At 66.3% G+C, this 16512-nt stretch carries 7 protein-coding genes; 5 read left to right on the top strand and 2 right to left on the bottom strand.

Features of this window, described 5'->3' with window-relative positions:
* The first annotated feature begins 301 nt into the window (after positions 1-301).
* From AC1AYP_RS03545 to AC1AYP_RS03530, 4 genes are all read left to right on the top strand, one after another.
* Positions 302-6274: a beta-1,3-specific beta-L-arabinofuranosidase gene (locus AC1AYP_RS03545; protein ID WP_476546768.1), complete on the top strand. Its 5973-nt coding sequence runs from the start codon at positions 302-304 to the stop codon at positions 6272-6274.
* A 466-nt stretch (positions 6275-6740) separates the two neighbouring features.
* Complete coding sequence (locus AC1AYP_RS03540; protein ID WP_476546767.1) at positions 6741-7775, top strand: Gfo/Idh/MocA family protein; 1035 nt, start codon at positions 6741-6743, stop codon at positions 7773-7775.
* 213 nt (positions 7776-7988) lie between these two features.
* A complete protein-coding gene (locus tag AC1AYP_RS03535; RefSeq protein WP_476546766.1) occupies positions 7989-9368 on the top strand; it encodes a sensor histidine kinase in 1380 nt (459 codons plus the stop codon).
* Positions 9365-10123 (top strand): response regulator transcription factor, encoded by a 759-nt coding sequence (locus AC1AYP_RS03530; RefSeq protein WP_476546765.1) that lies wholly within the window; start codon positions 9365-9367, stop codon positions 10121-10123. Before AC1AYP_RS03535 ends, AC1AYP_RS03530 begins: the two co-directional genes overlap by 4 nt.
* Positions 10124-10566: 443 nt before the next feature.
* Here the strand turns inward: AC1AYP_RS03530 and AC1AYP_RS03525 are convergent, their stop codons facing one another.
* Entirely contained in the window at positions 10567-12054 is a 1488-nt protein-coding gene (locus AC1AYP_RS03525; RefSeq protein WP_476546764.1) for an amino acid permease, read from the bottom strand.
* 194 nt (positions 12055-12248) lie between these two features.
* On the opposite strand from AC1AYP_RS03525, the gene AC1AYP_RS03520 reads away from it, so the two are divergent.
* Positions 12249-15260, top strand: a complete 3012-nt coding sequence (locus AC1AYP_RS03520; RefSeq protein WP_476546763.1) for an FtsX-like permease family protein — start codon at positions 12249-12251, stop codon at positions 15258-15260.
* Here the strand turns inward: AC1AYP_RS03520 and AC1AYP_RS03515 are convergent.
* Complete coding sequence (locus tag AC1AYP_RS03515; protein ID WP_476546762.1) at positions 15244-16434, bottom strand: glycosyltransferase family 2 protein; 1191 nt, start codon at positions 16432-16434, stop codon at positions 15244-15246. The two genes, AC1AYP_RS03520 and AC1AYP_RS03515, sit on opposite strands and share 17 nt — an antisense overlap.
* Positions 16435-16512: the final 78 nt, after the last annotated feature.

The following is a 16512-nucleotide window of genomic DNA, read 5'->3' as shown; positions in this document are numbered from 1 at the left end:
GTGCGAAAACGTTGTCATATCCCTTGCTCAATCCCGGTCAATTCCGCACGGTGAACGCTAACGATATAATGCTGTAAGCAGTTTGACTGTGCCGTGATGCCGCGCGCAGGCTTCGCGAAACCGTTGTGTTTCGTGGGTTTGGGCACGGCGTCACCCAGCCTGCAGCGATGCGGGTACAACGTCGGATCGGGCGGTAAGAGGAGCCGTCGCGCCCGTGTGCGGTTGTCACGGCGGGCGATTCGATAACGATTCGATAACAATCGACAACAACGAAGTGCATTGAAGGAGAGGCTCTCAGCGTATGAGAACTACCGATAATCACGGAAACGAACAGAAGGGGAAGGGCGTGTGGCGCAAAGGCGTCGCGGCTGTGGCCGCGCTGCCGATGGTGTTCACGTTGATGACCGCGGGCACCGCCGTGGCCGCCGACGCGACATCGACGATCGCCCCCGCCACCAACAGCGAGAACAACGTGCTGAATCTCGCGTTCGACGGCAACACGAACGACGCATCCAACGCCAAGAACAACGGCACCATCGTCGGCGACGGCTCCAGCTACGTCGACGGCGCAAAGGGCCAGGCGCTGAAGCTTACCGGCAAGCAGCATGTGAGCCTCGGCACCGCCGACACCCTGCAGTCCGGCAAGCTCACGTTCTCGTTCTGGCTCAAGCCGGACGGCTCGATGGGCGGCGGCGAGCAGCTCATCGCCTGGACCAAGGCCGCATGGTACGGCGACGGCTGGTACCTGACCACCACGAAGAACAAGGCGCTGCAGCTGTCCGCCGGCCCGGCGAACGCCAACAAGCAGCCGTACATGATCTCCGTGCCGACCGCGCGCGACGACTTCTTCCCGGCCGGCCAGTGGACGAACGTCGTCGTCACCTACGATTCCGACACGAAGACCGCCGCGATCTACCGCAACGGCGTCAAGCAGACCACCGAAGTCACCTACAACTACGGCGCGGACGGCGCGACCGGCGTGATCGGCACCACCGCCGACGAGAAGGGCCTCGGCTGGAACGGCGCCCAGTACAAGACCGATTCGCTCAACGCGACGATCGACGAGGTGCGCCAGTACAGCACCGTCGCCACCACCGCCGACGTCGAGAACATCGTCAAGGAGGGCGACGCGAAGTTCGACGCGAAGACGCTCGCCCAGGCGGCGCTCGACAAGGTCGACATCGCCAGCGAGGCGACCGCGAACCTCACCTTCGCCGCCGACGCCGCGAACGGTTCGACGCTCACCTATGCCTCCGACAACGAATCCGTGATCTCCAACGATGGCGTCGTCACCCGCCCGGCCGTGGGCGAGAAGGACGCGACCGCGAAGATCACCGTGACCGCGAGCTACGGCTCGGCGGCCGTCTCGAAGACGTTCACCGTGACCGTCCCGGCGCAGACCGAGAACGGCGGCGACCACGACGTCCAGTACCTGAAGAACTACCTGTCCGAGCAGGGCATGGAGAATGTGACCGTCTCCGACTCCTACCTGCAGAACGCGGGCAAGAAGGAGGTCGAATACCTCCTGAGCTTCGAGCCGGACCGACTGCTCACCGAATTCCGCGCCAACGCAGGCCTCGACACCAAGGGCGCGAAGAACTACGGCGGCTGGGAGAACGGCCCGTCCGCCTCCCGCAACCCGGACGGCACCAGCAATCCGACCCGCTTTACCGGCCACTTCGTCGGCCACTGGATCTCCGCCGCATCCCAGGCGCAGCGCTCCACGTTCGCCACCGCCGACCAGAAGGCGCAGCTCGCCGAGAAGCTCAAGGCGGTCGTCACCGGCCTGCGCGAGGCGCAGGAGGCCTACGCGAAGAATGACGCCACCAACGCCGGCTTCTTCCCCGCGTTCCCGGTGAGCTACGTGCCGAACGGCGGCGGCGGACTGCTCGTCCCGTTCTACAACCTGCACAAGGTGGAGCAGGGCATGGTGCTCGCCTACGAGTACGGCACCGACCAGGACACGCGTGACGCCGCCAAGGCGTCCGCCGTCGACTTCGCCAAGTGGGTCGTCGCCTGGAAGAAGGCGCACGCCTCCACCAACATGCTCAAGACCGAATACGGCGGCATGAACGACGCCCTCTACCAGGTCGCCGAGATCGCCGACGCGAAGGACAAGCAGACCGTGCTCGAGGCCGCGCATCTCTTCGACGAGACCGCGCTGTTCGAGAAGCTCGCCAACGGCCAGGACGTCCTCAACGGCCTGCACGCGAACACCACGATTCCGAAGCTCACCGGCGCCATGCAGCGCTACGTCGCCTACACCGAGGACGAGGACCTGTACAACAGCCTCTCCGCCGACGAGCAGGGCAAGCTCACCAGCCTGTACCTCAAGGCGGCCGAGAACTTCTTCGACATCGTCGTGAAGGACCACACGTATGTGAACGGCGGCAACTCGCAGTCCGAGCACTTCCACGTGGCCGACCAGCTGTGGCATGACGCCACGCAGAACGGCGACCAGAACGGCGGCTACCGCAACTTCTCCACCGTGGAGACCTGCAACGAGTACAACATGCTCAAGCTCGCCCGCCTCCTGTTCCAGGTGACCCGCGACGCCAAGTACTCCGAATACTACGAGCACACGTTCATCAATGCGATCGTGGCCTCGCAGAACCCGGAGACCGGCATGACCATGTACTTCCAGCCGATGAAGGCCGGCTACCCGAAGGTGTTCGGCGTGACCGGCACCGAATACGACTCCCAGTGGTTCGGCAATGCGATCGGCGAATACTGGTGCTGCCAGGGCACGGGCATCGAGAACTTCGCGAAGCTCAACGACTCGTTCTACTTCACCGACAAGAACGACGTCTACGTGAACATGTTCTGGTCGTCCACCTACACGGACAAGCGCCATGACCTGACCATCACGCAGACCGCGAACGTCCCGAAGCAGGACACGGTCACCTTCTCCGTGACCGGTTCCGGCTCGGCGAACCTCAAGCTGCGCGTGCCCGACTGGGCCATCGCCTCCGACGTGAAGCTCGTCGTCGACGGCGCCGAGCAGGCGCTCACGAAGGACGACAACGGCTGGGTGACGGTCGCCGTCAAGGGCGGCACGCAGATCGCCTACACGCTGCCCGCGAAACTCCAGGCCATCAGCGCCGCCGACAACAAGAACTGGGTCGCCTTCCAGTACGGCCCGGTCGTGCTCGCCGGCGCGCTCACCGACACCAACTACAAGACGAACTACTCGTACGGCGGCGTGAAGGTCCGCGTGGCCAACTACGACTCCGACGCGAACGCGAAGGCCGCGGTCATCCCGACCGACGGCCAGACCGTGGCCGAATGGCTCAAGGGCATCAACGCCGACGGCAAGTCCGGCAACCTCGTGCGCACCGACGACCCGAACGACGGCGGCGCCCGCGAGACCCTGAGCTTCAAGTTCGCCAACGTGGACGGCGACGCCGCGAACCTCACGCTCCAGCCCTACTACTCGACGTACAAGACCACGTACGCGATCTACTGGGACATGGCCGAGGTCGACTCCGACGCCTACCAGCAGAACATCCTCAAGAAGAAGAACGACGCCGCCAACGCCGCGCTCGTCTCCGACGCGGTCGACGCGTTCGACAACGAGTTCCAGCAGGAGCTCGCCCACAACGCCGCCAAGTCCGACGACTCCAACGCCGGCACGTATGAGGGCAAGCAGTACCGTGACGCGAAGGCGGGCGGCTGGTTCAGCTACGATCTCGCCGTCTCCGCCGACAAGGACAACTACTTGGGCGTCCAGTACCAGTCCGCCGACGCGGGCCGCACGTTCAGCATGATCGTCGATCCGACCCCGGTGTCCGACAAGTCGAAGGGCGAGGTCTCCGCCAACGCGAAGACCTACACCGTGACGATCGAGAACAAGGGGTCGAAGGCCTTCTACTGGGATGTCCGGCAGCTGCCCGCCGATCTGGTCGCACAGGCCAAGGACGGCAAGGTGCGCGTGCTGTTCAAGTCCACCGGCGGTCTCGTCGGCGGCGTCTACGGCGTGCGCATCCAGAACGCGAAGGATCTTTCCTCCGACGCGTCGCTCAAGTCGCTCGCGTTCAGCGCCGGTACGCTCGACAAGACGTTCGACGCCGCGAAGCACCAGTACACGCTCACCGTCCCCGCCGACGCGACGTCGGTCGACGCGACGATCGGCGTGAACATGCCCGGCGCCTACGTGAAGGTGAACGGCGTCATCATCGACGACACGAAGGCGCGCGCGATCGCGCTCGACGGCGACGTCACCACCGTGGACATCTCCTCCGTCGCGCAGGATCACAAGGCGACCGAGTACTACTCGGTGCGGATCGTGCGTGAGGGCGCTTCCGTGCCCGCCGCGACCGGTCCGGTGCTCAAGTACACCTTCGACAAGGACACGATCGCGAAGGGCGGCACGATCGCCAACAGCGGTTCCGCCGGCACCAAGCTCGACGGCAAGGTCGTCAACGACGGCGCGTCCGCGTCCGACCACGCCGACAACGGCAAGGCACTGACGCTGACCGGCGGCGCCAAGAGCACCGCCTCCCCGTACGTGCAGATCCCGGCCGGCGCGATCACCGCCGACCAGAAGGACGTCACCATCTCCGCCGACTACCAGTGGGATGGCAACAACACCTGCATCTACCCGTGGGCGCTCGGCCAGAACAACAAGAACTACCTGGTGAACATCGTCTCCTGCGGTTCCAACACGCGTGTCGAAGCGTCGAAGAACGGCTCGCAGACCCAGCTCGCCGGCAGCACGCCCGCGAAGAACACGTGGGTCCACGTCGACGTGGTCGTCAAGGGCGGCAAGTCCATCGACTACTACCTCGACGGCGCACTCGTCGCCTCCAAGGCGACCACGCTCACCGCGGCCGACTTCATCGGCACGTCCGACATCTCCGGCTACCTCGGCAAGTCGTTCTACGACGACCCGTACTTCGGCGGCCAGATCGACGACTTCCAGATCTGGAACCGTGCGCTCACCGCGGCCGAACTGTTCAACCCGGACACGGACGAGCCGGCCCCGGCACCGTCCGATGACGCGACGCTCAAGTCGCTCACCGTCGCCGGCCAGACCGTCGACCTCAAGGCCGCCGCCTCCGCGGACGGCGCGTCGGTCACCGTCGACGATCCGGCCGCCGTGGCCGCCGCCGACGTCGTCGCCGAAGTCAACGAGACGAACGCGAAGACCGCCGTGACCATCGCGGACGGCGTCGTGCTCGTCAAGGTGACCGCCGCCGACGGCACCACCGAGAAGACCTACACGGTCAAGCTCGTCCGCAAGGCCGTTCCGGTCACGTCCGTCACCGTGACCGGCGACGGCGTCGCGGACGGCAAGGTCGCGCTCGAAACCGGCAAGACCGTGCAGCTCAACGCGACGGTCGCGCCGGAGAACGCCGACGACACGACCGTCACGTGGAAGGTGACCGAGGGCGATGGCGTCGTGACCGTCGGCGCGACCGGACTCGTGACCGCCGTCAAGGCGGGCGCGGCGAAGGTCGTCGCCGTTGCGGGCGGCGTCGAATCCGCGCCGGTCGAAATCACCGTAACCGATCCGACACCGGTGCCGCCGGCCGCGACCGTCGATTCCGTGACCGTGTCCGGCGACGGCGTCAAGGACGGCAAGCTGGCGCTCAAGGCCGGCGATACCGCCGCCCTGACCGCCGACGTGAAGGTGACCGGCGACGCGGCGAAGACCGTCGCGTGGACCTCCTCCGACACCGCGGTCGCCACCGTGGATGCGGACGGCAAGGTGACCGCCGTGGCCGCGGGTTCCGCGACGATCACCGCCACCTCCACCGTCGACAACACCAAGTCCGACGCGGTCGCGGTGACCGTCAGCGCGAAGGACAACGGCAAGCCGGATCAGCCTTCCAAGCCCGAGCAGCCCGCTCCGGCCGAGAAGGACCTGACCGACGCGAACAAGGTGACCGATCTGATCAGCGTCGACTCCGTCGCGCCGGGTGCCAAGCTCACGCTCAACGCGGGCAAGGCGTTCGCCGGCAAGACCGTGAACGTGTACGCGATCGCGGGCGGCAAGACGGTGCTCGTCGCCTCCGGCGTGACCGTGGGCGAGGACGGTACGGTCGTCGTGACCGTCCCGGCCGACCTGCCGCTGGGCGCGACCCGGTTCGTCGTCCAGTTCGCCGACGGCGCGCTCATCTGGGACGCGGTCAACGTCGCCAAGCCGACCGCCGAACAGCCCGGCGGCGTGACCGCCGCCACCGGTGCCGCCGTGGCAGGCGTGCTCGGTGTGGTGGCCGTGCTGGCCGCCGCGGGCATCGGCCTGACCATCTGGCGCAAGCGCCGCGCGTAGCGGCTAGGTCGTCCCCGCCTTCCTATATCCAGCGTCCCAAAATCCGGAGATCATCCCTGTGCTCCGGATTTTGGGACGCTGACTTGTTTTCAGCGGCGTCTTGTCGGGAAATGAGCCGCCATTTCCCGACACCGGGACACTGAGCCGAAGTGAGCGTCCCGTTGTCGGGAGCAGTGGGCTCATTTCCCGACAGCGGGACGCTTCGAGATGATGAGGGTGCGACGATGTGATGGGTGGCGAGGTTATGGGCGGCGAGGCGATGGGTGACGAGGTGATGGGTGGCGAGGTTATGGGTGACGCGGCAATGAGGCAATTGGCGACGGGATGATGCGTGATGAGGGTGCGCGACGAGGTGACGGGGCGATGGACGATGGGTGACGGGACAATGGGTGACACGGCAATGGGCGCGGGTACAATCGGGGCGTAATCATCCGCAAGGCAACCATCGACGTGGAAGGAAACCGACATGCGCGAACTCAAGTGGGCGACGCTGGGATGCGGCGTCATCGCCAACCAACTCGAACAGGCGCTGGAACAGGGCGGACGCAAACTGTACGCGGTCGCGAACCGCACGCACGCGAAGGGCGTCGCGTTCGCCGAAAAGTACGGCATCGGCAAGGTCTACGACGAGATCGACGACGTGTTCGTCGATCCGGACGTGGACGTCATCTACATCTCCACGCCGCACAACACGCACATCGGATTCCTGCGCAAGGCGCTCGCCGCCGGAAAGCACGTGCTGTGCGAGAAATCCATCACACTCAACTCCGGCGAACTCGACGAGGCGATCGCGCTCGCCGAAGCGAACCACGTGCTGCTCGCCGAGGCGATGACCCTCTACCACATGCCGCTGTACCGCGAACTCGACCGAATCATCGCGGGCGGCGACGGCGAGCTCGGCAAGGTCAAGCTCATCCAGATGAACTTCGGCTCCTACAAGGAGTACGACATGGCCAACCGCTTCTTCAACCGCAGCCTCGCGGGCGGTGCGATGCTCGACATCGGCGTGTACGCGCTCTCCTGCATGCGCTGGTTCATGAGCTCCAAGCCCGACCGGATCGTCTCGCAGGTCAAGGCCGCGCCCACCGGCGTGGACGAGCAGGCCGGCATCCTCCTGACCAACCCGGACGGGCAGATGGCCACGATCACGCTGTCGCTGCACGCGAAGCAGCCGAAGCGCGGCACCATCGCGTTCGAGAACGGCTACGTGGAGATCTACGACTATCCGCGCGGCGAACGCGCCACGATCCACGACACGTCCGGCGCGGTGGTGCGCGAGGTCGAGGCGGGCGACACCGCGCACGCGCTCGCCTACGAGGTGGCGGATATGGAGGCCGCAATCGCCGCGTTCGAGGCGGGTCGGTCCGGTGAGCTTCCGGCCGATGAGGCCGCCGCGAAGGTCGAAGGCCTGCTGCACCTGGACTACACGCGCGACGTGATGGACATAATGACCGAGATTCGCCGCGACCAGTGGCACATGACCTACCCGGAAGAGGAGTAGGGGGGAACTGGACAGTTCGCTCCCGGATGCGTACGGCTCGCTCCGGGGTTTGTCGCACTATTCCGTGGCGAACCTCGGAGGGAGCCGTGATGGTCGGGGAGCGAGACAGACGGTCAACACGTGTTGACTGAAGTCGACAAGCACGGTCCGGCGGCGGATTCGCGGCCGTAGGCTGGGAAGCGTAATCGCACGGTGACGTGAGAGGAGCGGACCATGACGGCGAAACAAGGCGGCTCCGGTGGCGGCGTGGCCGGCGGCGGTACTCGGTCCGGCGGCGGTGCGGCCGGTGGCTGGGGCGGTGGCATCGCCGCGGTCGGGCGGAGCATCCGCGAGACGTTGGGATGGCGGTGCTGGACGGTACCGATCGCATTGGCGGCGCTGACGCTGTCCGCATCGCAGTGGCGTGTCGAACTGATGGGCGCGCAGGATTGGGCATGGCCCAAACTGCTGATGCAGCTCGTCATCATCGCGTCGACCGCGCTGTTCGCGGTCACGCCGTCCGTCGCCAGCGTGCTGACCATCGCGGCCTACTCGGTCGACGTGCTGCTGCCGTACCCGTATCTGGAATCGAACGGATGGTGTCTCGCCATCGCGCTCGGATACATCGCCTACCGGGCGCGCGTGCCGCTCACCATCGGCGTGCTCGGCTATCTCGTCGGGATGAAATGGCTGGAGATGGCGACGTGGAGCGGCGGCATCGCCCTGAACATGCTGATTCCGCTCAACTCGACGTACATCGCCGCCGTCATCATCGGACTGATGGCGCGCCGGCAGACCGAACTCGCCACGCTGCGCCGGCAGGCGATGCATGTGCGGCAGGTCGAGCGCAATCTCGACGTCGCCCACCGACTGCATGACGCCACCAGCGGCGAACTCACCTCCATCAGTCTGATGGCGCGGCTCGGCATGCAGGACGCCGCGTCGGAACGGCAGCGCGACCTGTTCGCCGACATCATGGCGCGCGCGGGCGAGGCGCTCGAACATGTGCATTGCATCATCCGCATTCTTGCGGAGGATGGCGGCGGTGAGCGTAAGGATGAAGACGGTGACGGTGCTGGTGCCGATGTCGGTGGTGGTGATGTCGCATTGGGGGAGAGCGGGGTCTCCGGTGCGGGGCGTGCCGAGGACGGGATTACGGGGGATGGCGATACCGCCGATGTGGTTGCCGCGGTGCTGCGCGAGCTGACGGCGAACATCGTCCGATATGGCGGCGAGGGCGGCAGAAACTACACGTTGGACGTCGACGCGTCCGGTCGGGGAGTGGACATCGCGCAGACCAATCCGATGGATGGCTTCGGGAACATCGATGAAAAGAGGAATCCGGCGGATGGGAGTGCCGGCTGGGGTGGGAGCGCTGACCAGGATATTGTCGGGACTCCGGTCGCATTGCCACAGGGGCATGGGCTCGCGCTGCTGCAACGCCGCGTCGAGGCGTGCGGCGGCGTCATGACGGTGTCGGCGGAAGCCGGGGTGTGGCGGGTGCGGGTCCACGTGCCGTTCGTAGAGGAGACGGGGCGGACGCTCCCCCAGTCGGCTTCGCCGACAGCCCCCTCGACCGAGGAGGCCGGGATAGATGCGGAGGCTCGGGAATGAGCGTCATCGCCATCGGGATCGTCGACAACGATATCATCACCGTGAAGGCGCTCGCCGCGTTGCTGGAACGCAACGACGACTTCCACGTCATCTGGACCGCGTCGTCGGGGCGGCAGGCGCTCGTCAACTGCCTTGAGGACGAACGATGGCCGGACGTGCTGCTCGTCGACGCGGAACTCGGCGACGAGCTCGGCACGGAGGTATGCCGACGGTTGCGCGCCGACAACGGTACGTGCGCGATGCTCGTCGTCACCGCGTACCCGCCCGAACGTTACCGGCGGGACGCCGCGCGCGCCGGCGCACAGGGCATCGTCGGCAAAGCCGACTACCCGTGGCTGGAACGGGCCATCCGGCTCGCCCGCGCCGGGCGCGTATTCGCCGTGCCGACGCCGCGGCGGGAAGGCACCGGTATCGGAGGTGCCGATGGCTCGGGCGAAGCCGATGACGCGCGGTTCCTGCCGCCGCGGGAGGCATGGCGGCGGCTGCTTGCGCGGCTTGACCGATCCGCTGGTGCTGGTGGCGGTGCGGCTGGCGCTGCCGGTACCGGTGCGTCGCCTGCGTCGCGGTTGAGTTTTCAGGAATCGCAGGTGTTGGCGATGTCGGCGGACGGATTGACGCAGAACGAGATCGCCGACCGGCTCGACATCACTCCGGCGAGCGTGCGCACACATTCGATGCGAGCCCGCCGCAAGCTCGGCGCCGCCACCCTCACCCAGGCCGTGGTGACCTGGCTGCGTCAGATCGGTCGGCGGTAGTGGCCTTGGCGGCTCTTCGCCGTCGGTGCATGTTTCGGTTGCATGTTTCTTCGCTAGAAGGGGTACTTTCGCCGCTTCGTGAAAGGCCATCTGCGTTACGAGGGGTACTTGGATGGGGATATTCCGGGTGCTGAGGGTGATTCCAGACTGCATATCCCCGGGATGCTCCTGTTGGGATACCCCTTGCAACGCAGATAGATGTAAAGACGACGGAGAATGTACCCCTCGTAACGGTATTAGATGCCAAGGTGCTGGGGCATGCGGCATGGCAAGCACGGTGTGCCCTGCGCTGTCGCATCGGGTATGCGGTGTCGGGTCGCGGTGTCGGGCGTGGGGCATCGGGCGTGCGGTTGTCGGGCGTGTGGTGTCGGATACGCGGGCCAAATACGCGAAATGGGGTGCCGACATGACTGCCGGCACCCCATTTCGGTTCGCTCGGAATCCTACTTTTTCGCTTGGGTGAGCTGGTAGGCGACGAAGAGGATCGCGAGCCAGATCACGCCGGCGATGACGGCGACGCGGTAGCTGGGGGAGAAGCACATGAGCACCACGACCAGCGCGAGGAACGCGAGCACCACCCACGGCGTCACCTTCGCGAACGGCAGCTTGAAGTGGATCGCGGCCAGTGCCTCGGCACCCGACTTGCCCGCAAGATCGGTGTCGTCCGGTGCGCCGCCGGCGGCGACCACGCGGCGGAACTTCATCTCGGTGACCATGATCATCGTCCAGTTGATGATGCCGGCGATCGTGGCGATCGACATCAGGTAGTTGAACGCGAACTCGGGCCACACGAACACGACGACCACGGCGATTGCGGTGATCACCGCGGAGGTGAGCACGCCGGCCACCGGCACGCCATGCTTGTTCAGACGCCCGAGGTAGGCGGGCGCGTTGCCCTGCTTCGCCAGCGAGTACAGCATGCGCGAGTTCGCGTACAGGCCGGAGTTGTAGACGCTCATCACGGCGGTCAGGCACACGAAGTTGAGGATGCCGGCGGCCGCGTGCACGCCCACCGAGTCGAAGATCTGCACGAACGGGCTGGACTTGCCGTCGATCTGGTTCCACGGCACCACGGCCATGATCACGCCGAGCGCGCCGATGTAGAACACGAGGATGCGCCAGATGATGTCGTTCGTGGCGCGCGGGATCGTGGTCTTCGGGTCCTCCGTCTCGCCGGCCGTGATGCCGATGAGCTCGGTGCCGCCGAAGCTGAACATGACGACGACGAGCGCCATCAGCAGGCCCGTCCACGAGCCGTCCTTCGCCTGGCCCATCAGGCCGTTCGGGAAGAACCCGCCGCCCACGGTGAACCAGTTCGCGAACGTCGCCTGCGCACCCGACTCGGTCGGCAGCGCGAACACGATCACCGCGAGACCGCCCAGGATCATCGCGATCACGGCCACGATCTTGATGATCGCGAACCAGAACTCGAATTCGCCGAACTTGCTCACGCCGAGCAAGTTCGCCGCGCAGATCACCACGAGGAACACGGCGGCCGACACCCACGTCGGAATCGCCGGGAACCAGTAGTTGACGAAGCTGCCCACCACGGCCAGCTCCACCATCGACACGAGGATGTAGTTGAACCAGTAGTTCCAGCCGGAGATGAAGCCGGCACGCTTCGACCAGTAGCGGGTCGCGTAGTAGCTGAACGCTCCCGCCTTCGGATCCTCGACCGACATCTCGGACAGCGCGCGCACGATCATGAAGATCGCGAGACCGCCGATCAGGTAGGCGAGCAGGATCGACGGGCCGGCCAGCGCGATCGACTCGCTCGAGCCGTAGAACAGGCCCGTGCCGATCGCACCGCCCAGCGCGATCAGCTGGATGTGGCGGTTCTTCAACGATTTGCGCAACGTCGCGGGCACCGGCACATCGTCGGTTTCGCGCGGCTTCGTGGCCGTGTCGCCGGCCTTGTTCTCGGAAGCCATATGTTCTTCTCTCTCTTGTCTCATATCTCACGTCGTGTCTCACGGGCGGCTTCGCCGTCCGCCCGCCGCGGGAGACCTTGTGGGCCGTGCGCGACGGTTCGCAACCACGGTATTGTATGCCGTTTCCCCACGGCGATCGCGTTTGCGTCCGCGGACCGGCGCGAAGACAATGGAAGAGGACAAGGAGGTGCGTGATGTCGCAGGCGTTTCTCAAGGACATGCTGCGCTGCTGGCGGCGGTCGTGGAAGCGGTTCGTCTCCATCGCGCTGATCACCCTGCTCGGCGTGGCCGTGCTCACCGGCATCTACGCGGGCTGCCGCGACGCGTTCCTCGCCGCCGGCCGCTTCTACGAATCGCAGGGGTTGCGCGACATCCAGGTCGTCTCCACCGCGGGCCTCACCGACGACGACGTGGCCGCGCTACGCAAGGTGCGCGGTGTGGAATCGGTGCAGGCGGAGCGCTCGCAGACAGTGACCGTGAGCGTGCATGGTTCGGACAAGACCGCGGTAATCCGCGAGATCGGGGGAGTCGGCGGCGGTGTGGACGGCGACGCCGCGACAGGCCTCGATCGCCCGTACCTCACGGAGGGCCGGCTGCCGCGGAAGACCGGCGAAATCGCCGTCACGAAGCGGTTCCTCAGCGACAGCGGCCTCAAGGTCGGTGGTCGGTTCGGCGTCACATCGGAGCAGTCGGAAAAGTCAAAGAAGACGAAGCTCACCATCACCGGCGTGGTCATCGACCCGCAGGATCTCGCCAATCCGGACGGGTACGCTTCGAAGAACGCCTTCCGCTCCACCGCCTCCGACGACTACGCGTTCTTCGCGCTGGCGGGCGGTACAGACGACAACGCGACCACCGAAACGACCACCGAAACGACCGACAACGCGGCCGACAGCACCACCGCCATCGCCTCCGAGACCGCCGACGACATCTACACATCGATCAGCCTGCGCGTCACCGGAACATCCGACCTCGACACGTTCTCCGACGACTACGACACCGCCGTGCGCACGGTGGCGAGCCGCATCGAGAACACCATCCAGTCCAAGCGCGAGAAGGCCCGCCGTCAACAGCTCACCGATGCGGCTCAGGCGAAACTCGATAAGGCCCGCGCCGAGACCGAACAGCGTTTCGCGGACGCCCAAGCCCGACTCGACCAGCAACGTGCGCAGTTCGACGCCCAAGTTGATGGATTGGCGGCGCAATCTGCAGGGTTGATGCCCCAATCTGTAGGAAATTCCGCCCAACCTGCAGACCATTCCACCCAACCTGCATACGACCCCGCAGTAGTCCGGCAATCCGTCATCGCGAAAAGCCCGGAATTGCAACAGGCCCAATCCCAGCTCGACCAAGCGCAGGCGGACCTCACCGCACAGAAAGAGGCCGCGATCCAGCAGATCGACGCCCAAACCATACAGGTTGCCTCCCAAATCCCGCAGGTTCGCTGGTATGTGACCACCCGCGCCGACATCGGCGGCTTCAGCGCCTTCAAATCGGACATGACCTCGATCGAATCGATCGGCCGCGCGTTCCCCGTCGTGTTCCTGCTCGTCGCCGTGCTGATGAGCCTGACCACGATGGCCCGCATGGTCGAGGAGGACCGCGGTCTCATCGGCACCTATCTCGGTCTCGGCTACCGCGGCATCGCCGTCGCCTCCCGCTATCTGCTGTTCGCGCTGCTCGCCTGCCTGATCGGCGGCGGACTCGGTCTGCTCGCCGGATTCCTCGGCATTCCCGCGTTCCTGCTCGTCGTGATCGAAGGCCTGTACACGCTGCCCGGCGCACGTCTCGAATACGACTGGCTGTACGGCTCGGCCGGCATCGCGCTGTTTGTGGTCGGCGTGCTCGCCGCCACCGCGTTCGCCTGCCGCCGCGACATCCGCCACATGCCCGCCGAGCTGATGCGCCCGAAGGCGCCGAAGGCCGGCGCGCGCATCCTCCTCGAACGCATCCGCCCGGTCTGGAGCCGCATGGGCTTCCTCAACAAGGTGACCGCACGCAACATCTTCCGTTTCAAGTCGCGTCTCGTGATGACGGTCGGCGGCGTGGCCGGCTGCACCGCGCTCATCCTGTGCGGCCTCGCCATCAACGACACGGTCGCCGCGATCGGCCCGAAACAGTACGACGGCATCTACCGGTACGACCTCATGGCCGTCTCCGCCGACGCCGACGCGCCCGCCCTGCGCGCACGGCTCGACAAGGACGGCAAGACCACCGCGACGTTGCGCATCCGCGTGGAAAGCGGCGAGCTGTCGACCTCCACGACATCCGGCACCACCCAGCCCGCCTCCAGCGAAACAATCCAGCTCATCGTCGTCCCCGAACGTTCGCTGAAACGCCTCAACACGATGATCGACCTGCGCGAGGCGAGCGACAACGATCTCTACCGCTACAGCGGCGGCATGTTCGGCCGCTCCGGCGGCGGCGAGGTCACGCTCGACGACTCCGGCGCGATCGTCAGCCAGTCCGCGGCGAACGCGCTCGGCGTGCACGCGGGCGACACGGTCACGCTGCGCGGCGGCGACCTGACGCGCGCGAAGACGCGCGTCGCCGCCGTCACGCGCAGTCTCGTCGGTTCGGACGTGTACGTGAGCGAGTCACTGTACCAGCGTCTGTTCGGTGATTCCGGTGATTCCGCGGATTCCGATGACTCCGACGACACCCCCGTCTGGAACGCCGTCTACGCGACACTCAAAGGCGACGACGCCGCCCAGACCGCCTACGTCGACAAGCTCGCCGACGACCCCGCCGTCGTCAGCGCTGTCGGCACCGCCGAACTCGCCGACGGATTCTCCTTCGACCTGATGGGCGCGGTCGTCGCCCTGATCGTCGGACTCGCGGGCGCGCTGTGCCTCGTCGTGCTGTTCACGCTCGCGAACACGAACATCTCCGAACGCGTGCGCGAGATGGCCACGCTCAAGGTGCTCGGATTCCGCAAGCGCGAGATCCACCAGTACGTGAGCCGCGAGATGCGCGTGCTCACGTGGATGGGCGTGGCGGTCGGCCTGCCGCTCGGCCGTTGGATCGGCGGCCTCCTCACCGCGGCGCTCGGCATGCCGTCCCTGTATTTCGAAGTGGATCTGCGCCCGACCAGCTATCTTGCGGCCGCGTTCGCGACGCTCGTCTTCGCCGAGTTCGTCGCCTGGCTCACCAAGCCGGTGCTCGACCGCATCGACCCGGTCGGCGCGCTCAAGAGCGTGGAGTAGCGTCGCCGGCGCCCGCGGACGTTCCGGCGTCCGGCAAATCCGCTCCATCCTCGTCGATGTGCATGTCCGCCGTCGTCCACGGCTTCCGGTCGCGCTTGAGCAGGTCCGCGCGCATCCAGTACACGCGATGCTCCAGCCGCCTGATCAGCTGCGTGGTCGTGCACTTGACGCGCTGCGCCGGCGTGAGCCGCCCGGTCATCTCCGACAACGCGAGCAGGTCGTCCTGATACGCCTCCTGATGCGCCTCGCGCGTCGCATCGTCCGCGTCGCCGTCGGCAGCCGCATCGGAATCCGCCGCCGCCTCCGCGTCGCACGCGCTCGACATCGCGTAGTAGCTGCGTGCCGGCAGCACGCCGTGCTCCATCGCCAGATCGAAGTTGTGCGCGGCTGCGACCGCCTGATCATGCTGGTAGCCGAACTCGCGTTCCGGCGGCTCGTCGCCCTCATGCTGCAGCTGGTGGTAGAGCGTCACGTCGATGTCGGCGACCTTGCGCACGCGCAGATACAGTTCGCCCGCCACCATCGCGACGTGCGCGCGCGTGCCTTCCGGGAACCGCAGTCCCTCCCACAGTTCGCGCCGGTACAGCCGCCCCCAGCAGGAATCGTTGAAATACCGGGCTTCCGTGTTGCGCCCGAATTCGGTGCCGACAAGCCGCAGACTCTTGCAGAACACGTTCTGGTACGCCTTGAGCGCGTCGGTGAACACGGTCACGCGTTCCGGCTCGCGCGCGCCTTCCGCCGTGGCCTCCGCCACGTCGTACAGCCGCGCGACGCCGAACTGCTTCCAGCGTGCCTTGGCGAGGTCCGCGCCGGTACGTTCGGCGGCGTGCAGCAGCAGTTCGACGTATCGGCGGTCGAGGATGTCGTCGCTGTTGGCGAACGTCACCCACTCGCCGCGCGCGGCGTCGAGGCCCGCGTTGCGTGCCTTCGCCGCGCCGGCGTGCGTTTGGTGGATGACGGTCACGTGGTCGTCGCGCAGCGTGTATTCGTCGAGGATGGCGGCGCTCGAGTCGGTGGAGCCGTCGTCGACGAGGATGATGTCGAGCCGCGGGTGCGATTGCCTGAGAATCGAGTCGACGCAGTAGCGCACATAATCCTCGGTGTCGTACACGGGCACGATGACGGAGACCAGCGGCGTGGTGCTCGGCGTGCCCGGCGGCGTGGTCAACAGCATGTGATGTGTGGTCCCCGGCTTTCTGTGGCGTTACGGGCCGTGACGGTTCGTCCGGTCCGTTGTATCGGCTCCAGTATG

It is taken from the genome of Bifidobacterium sp. LH_424 (assembly GCF_056356895.1).
The sequence above is the reverse complement of the archived record's forward strand: the minus strand, read 5'-3'. Positions and strand labels throughout refer to the sequence as shown.

Coding starts and splice junctions, on each gene's coding strand:
- AC1AYP_RS03545 (WP_476546768.1), top strand. CDS start 302: ATGAGAACTACCGATAATCACGGAAACGAACAGAAGGGGAAGGGCGTG.
- AC1AYP_RS03540 (WP_476546767.1), top strand. CDS start 6,741: ATGCGCGAACTCAAGTGGGCGACGCTGGGATGCGGCGTCATCGCCAAC.
- AC1AYP_RS03535 (WP_476546766.1), top strand. CDS start 7,989: ATGACGGCGAAACAAGGCGGCTCCGGTGGCGGCGTGGCCGGCGGCGGT.
- AC1AYP_RS03530 (WP_476546765.1), top strand. CDS start 9,365: ATGAGCGTCATCGCCATCGGGATCGTCGACAACGATATCATCACCGTG.
- AC1AYP_RS03525 (WP_476546764.1), bottom strand. CDS start 12,054: ATGGCTTCCGAGAACAAGGCCGGCGACACGGCCACGAAGCCGCGCGAA.
- AC1AYP_RS03520 (WP_476546763.1), top strand. CDS start 12,249: ATGTCGCAGGCGTTTCTCAAGGACATGCTGCGCTGCTGGCGGCGGTCG.
- AC1AYP_RS03515 (WP_476546762.1), bottom strand. CDS start 16,434: ATGCTGTTGACCACGCCGCCGGGCACGCCGAGCACCACGCCGCTGGTC.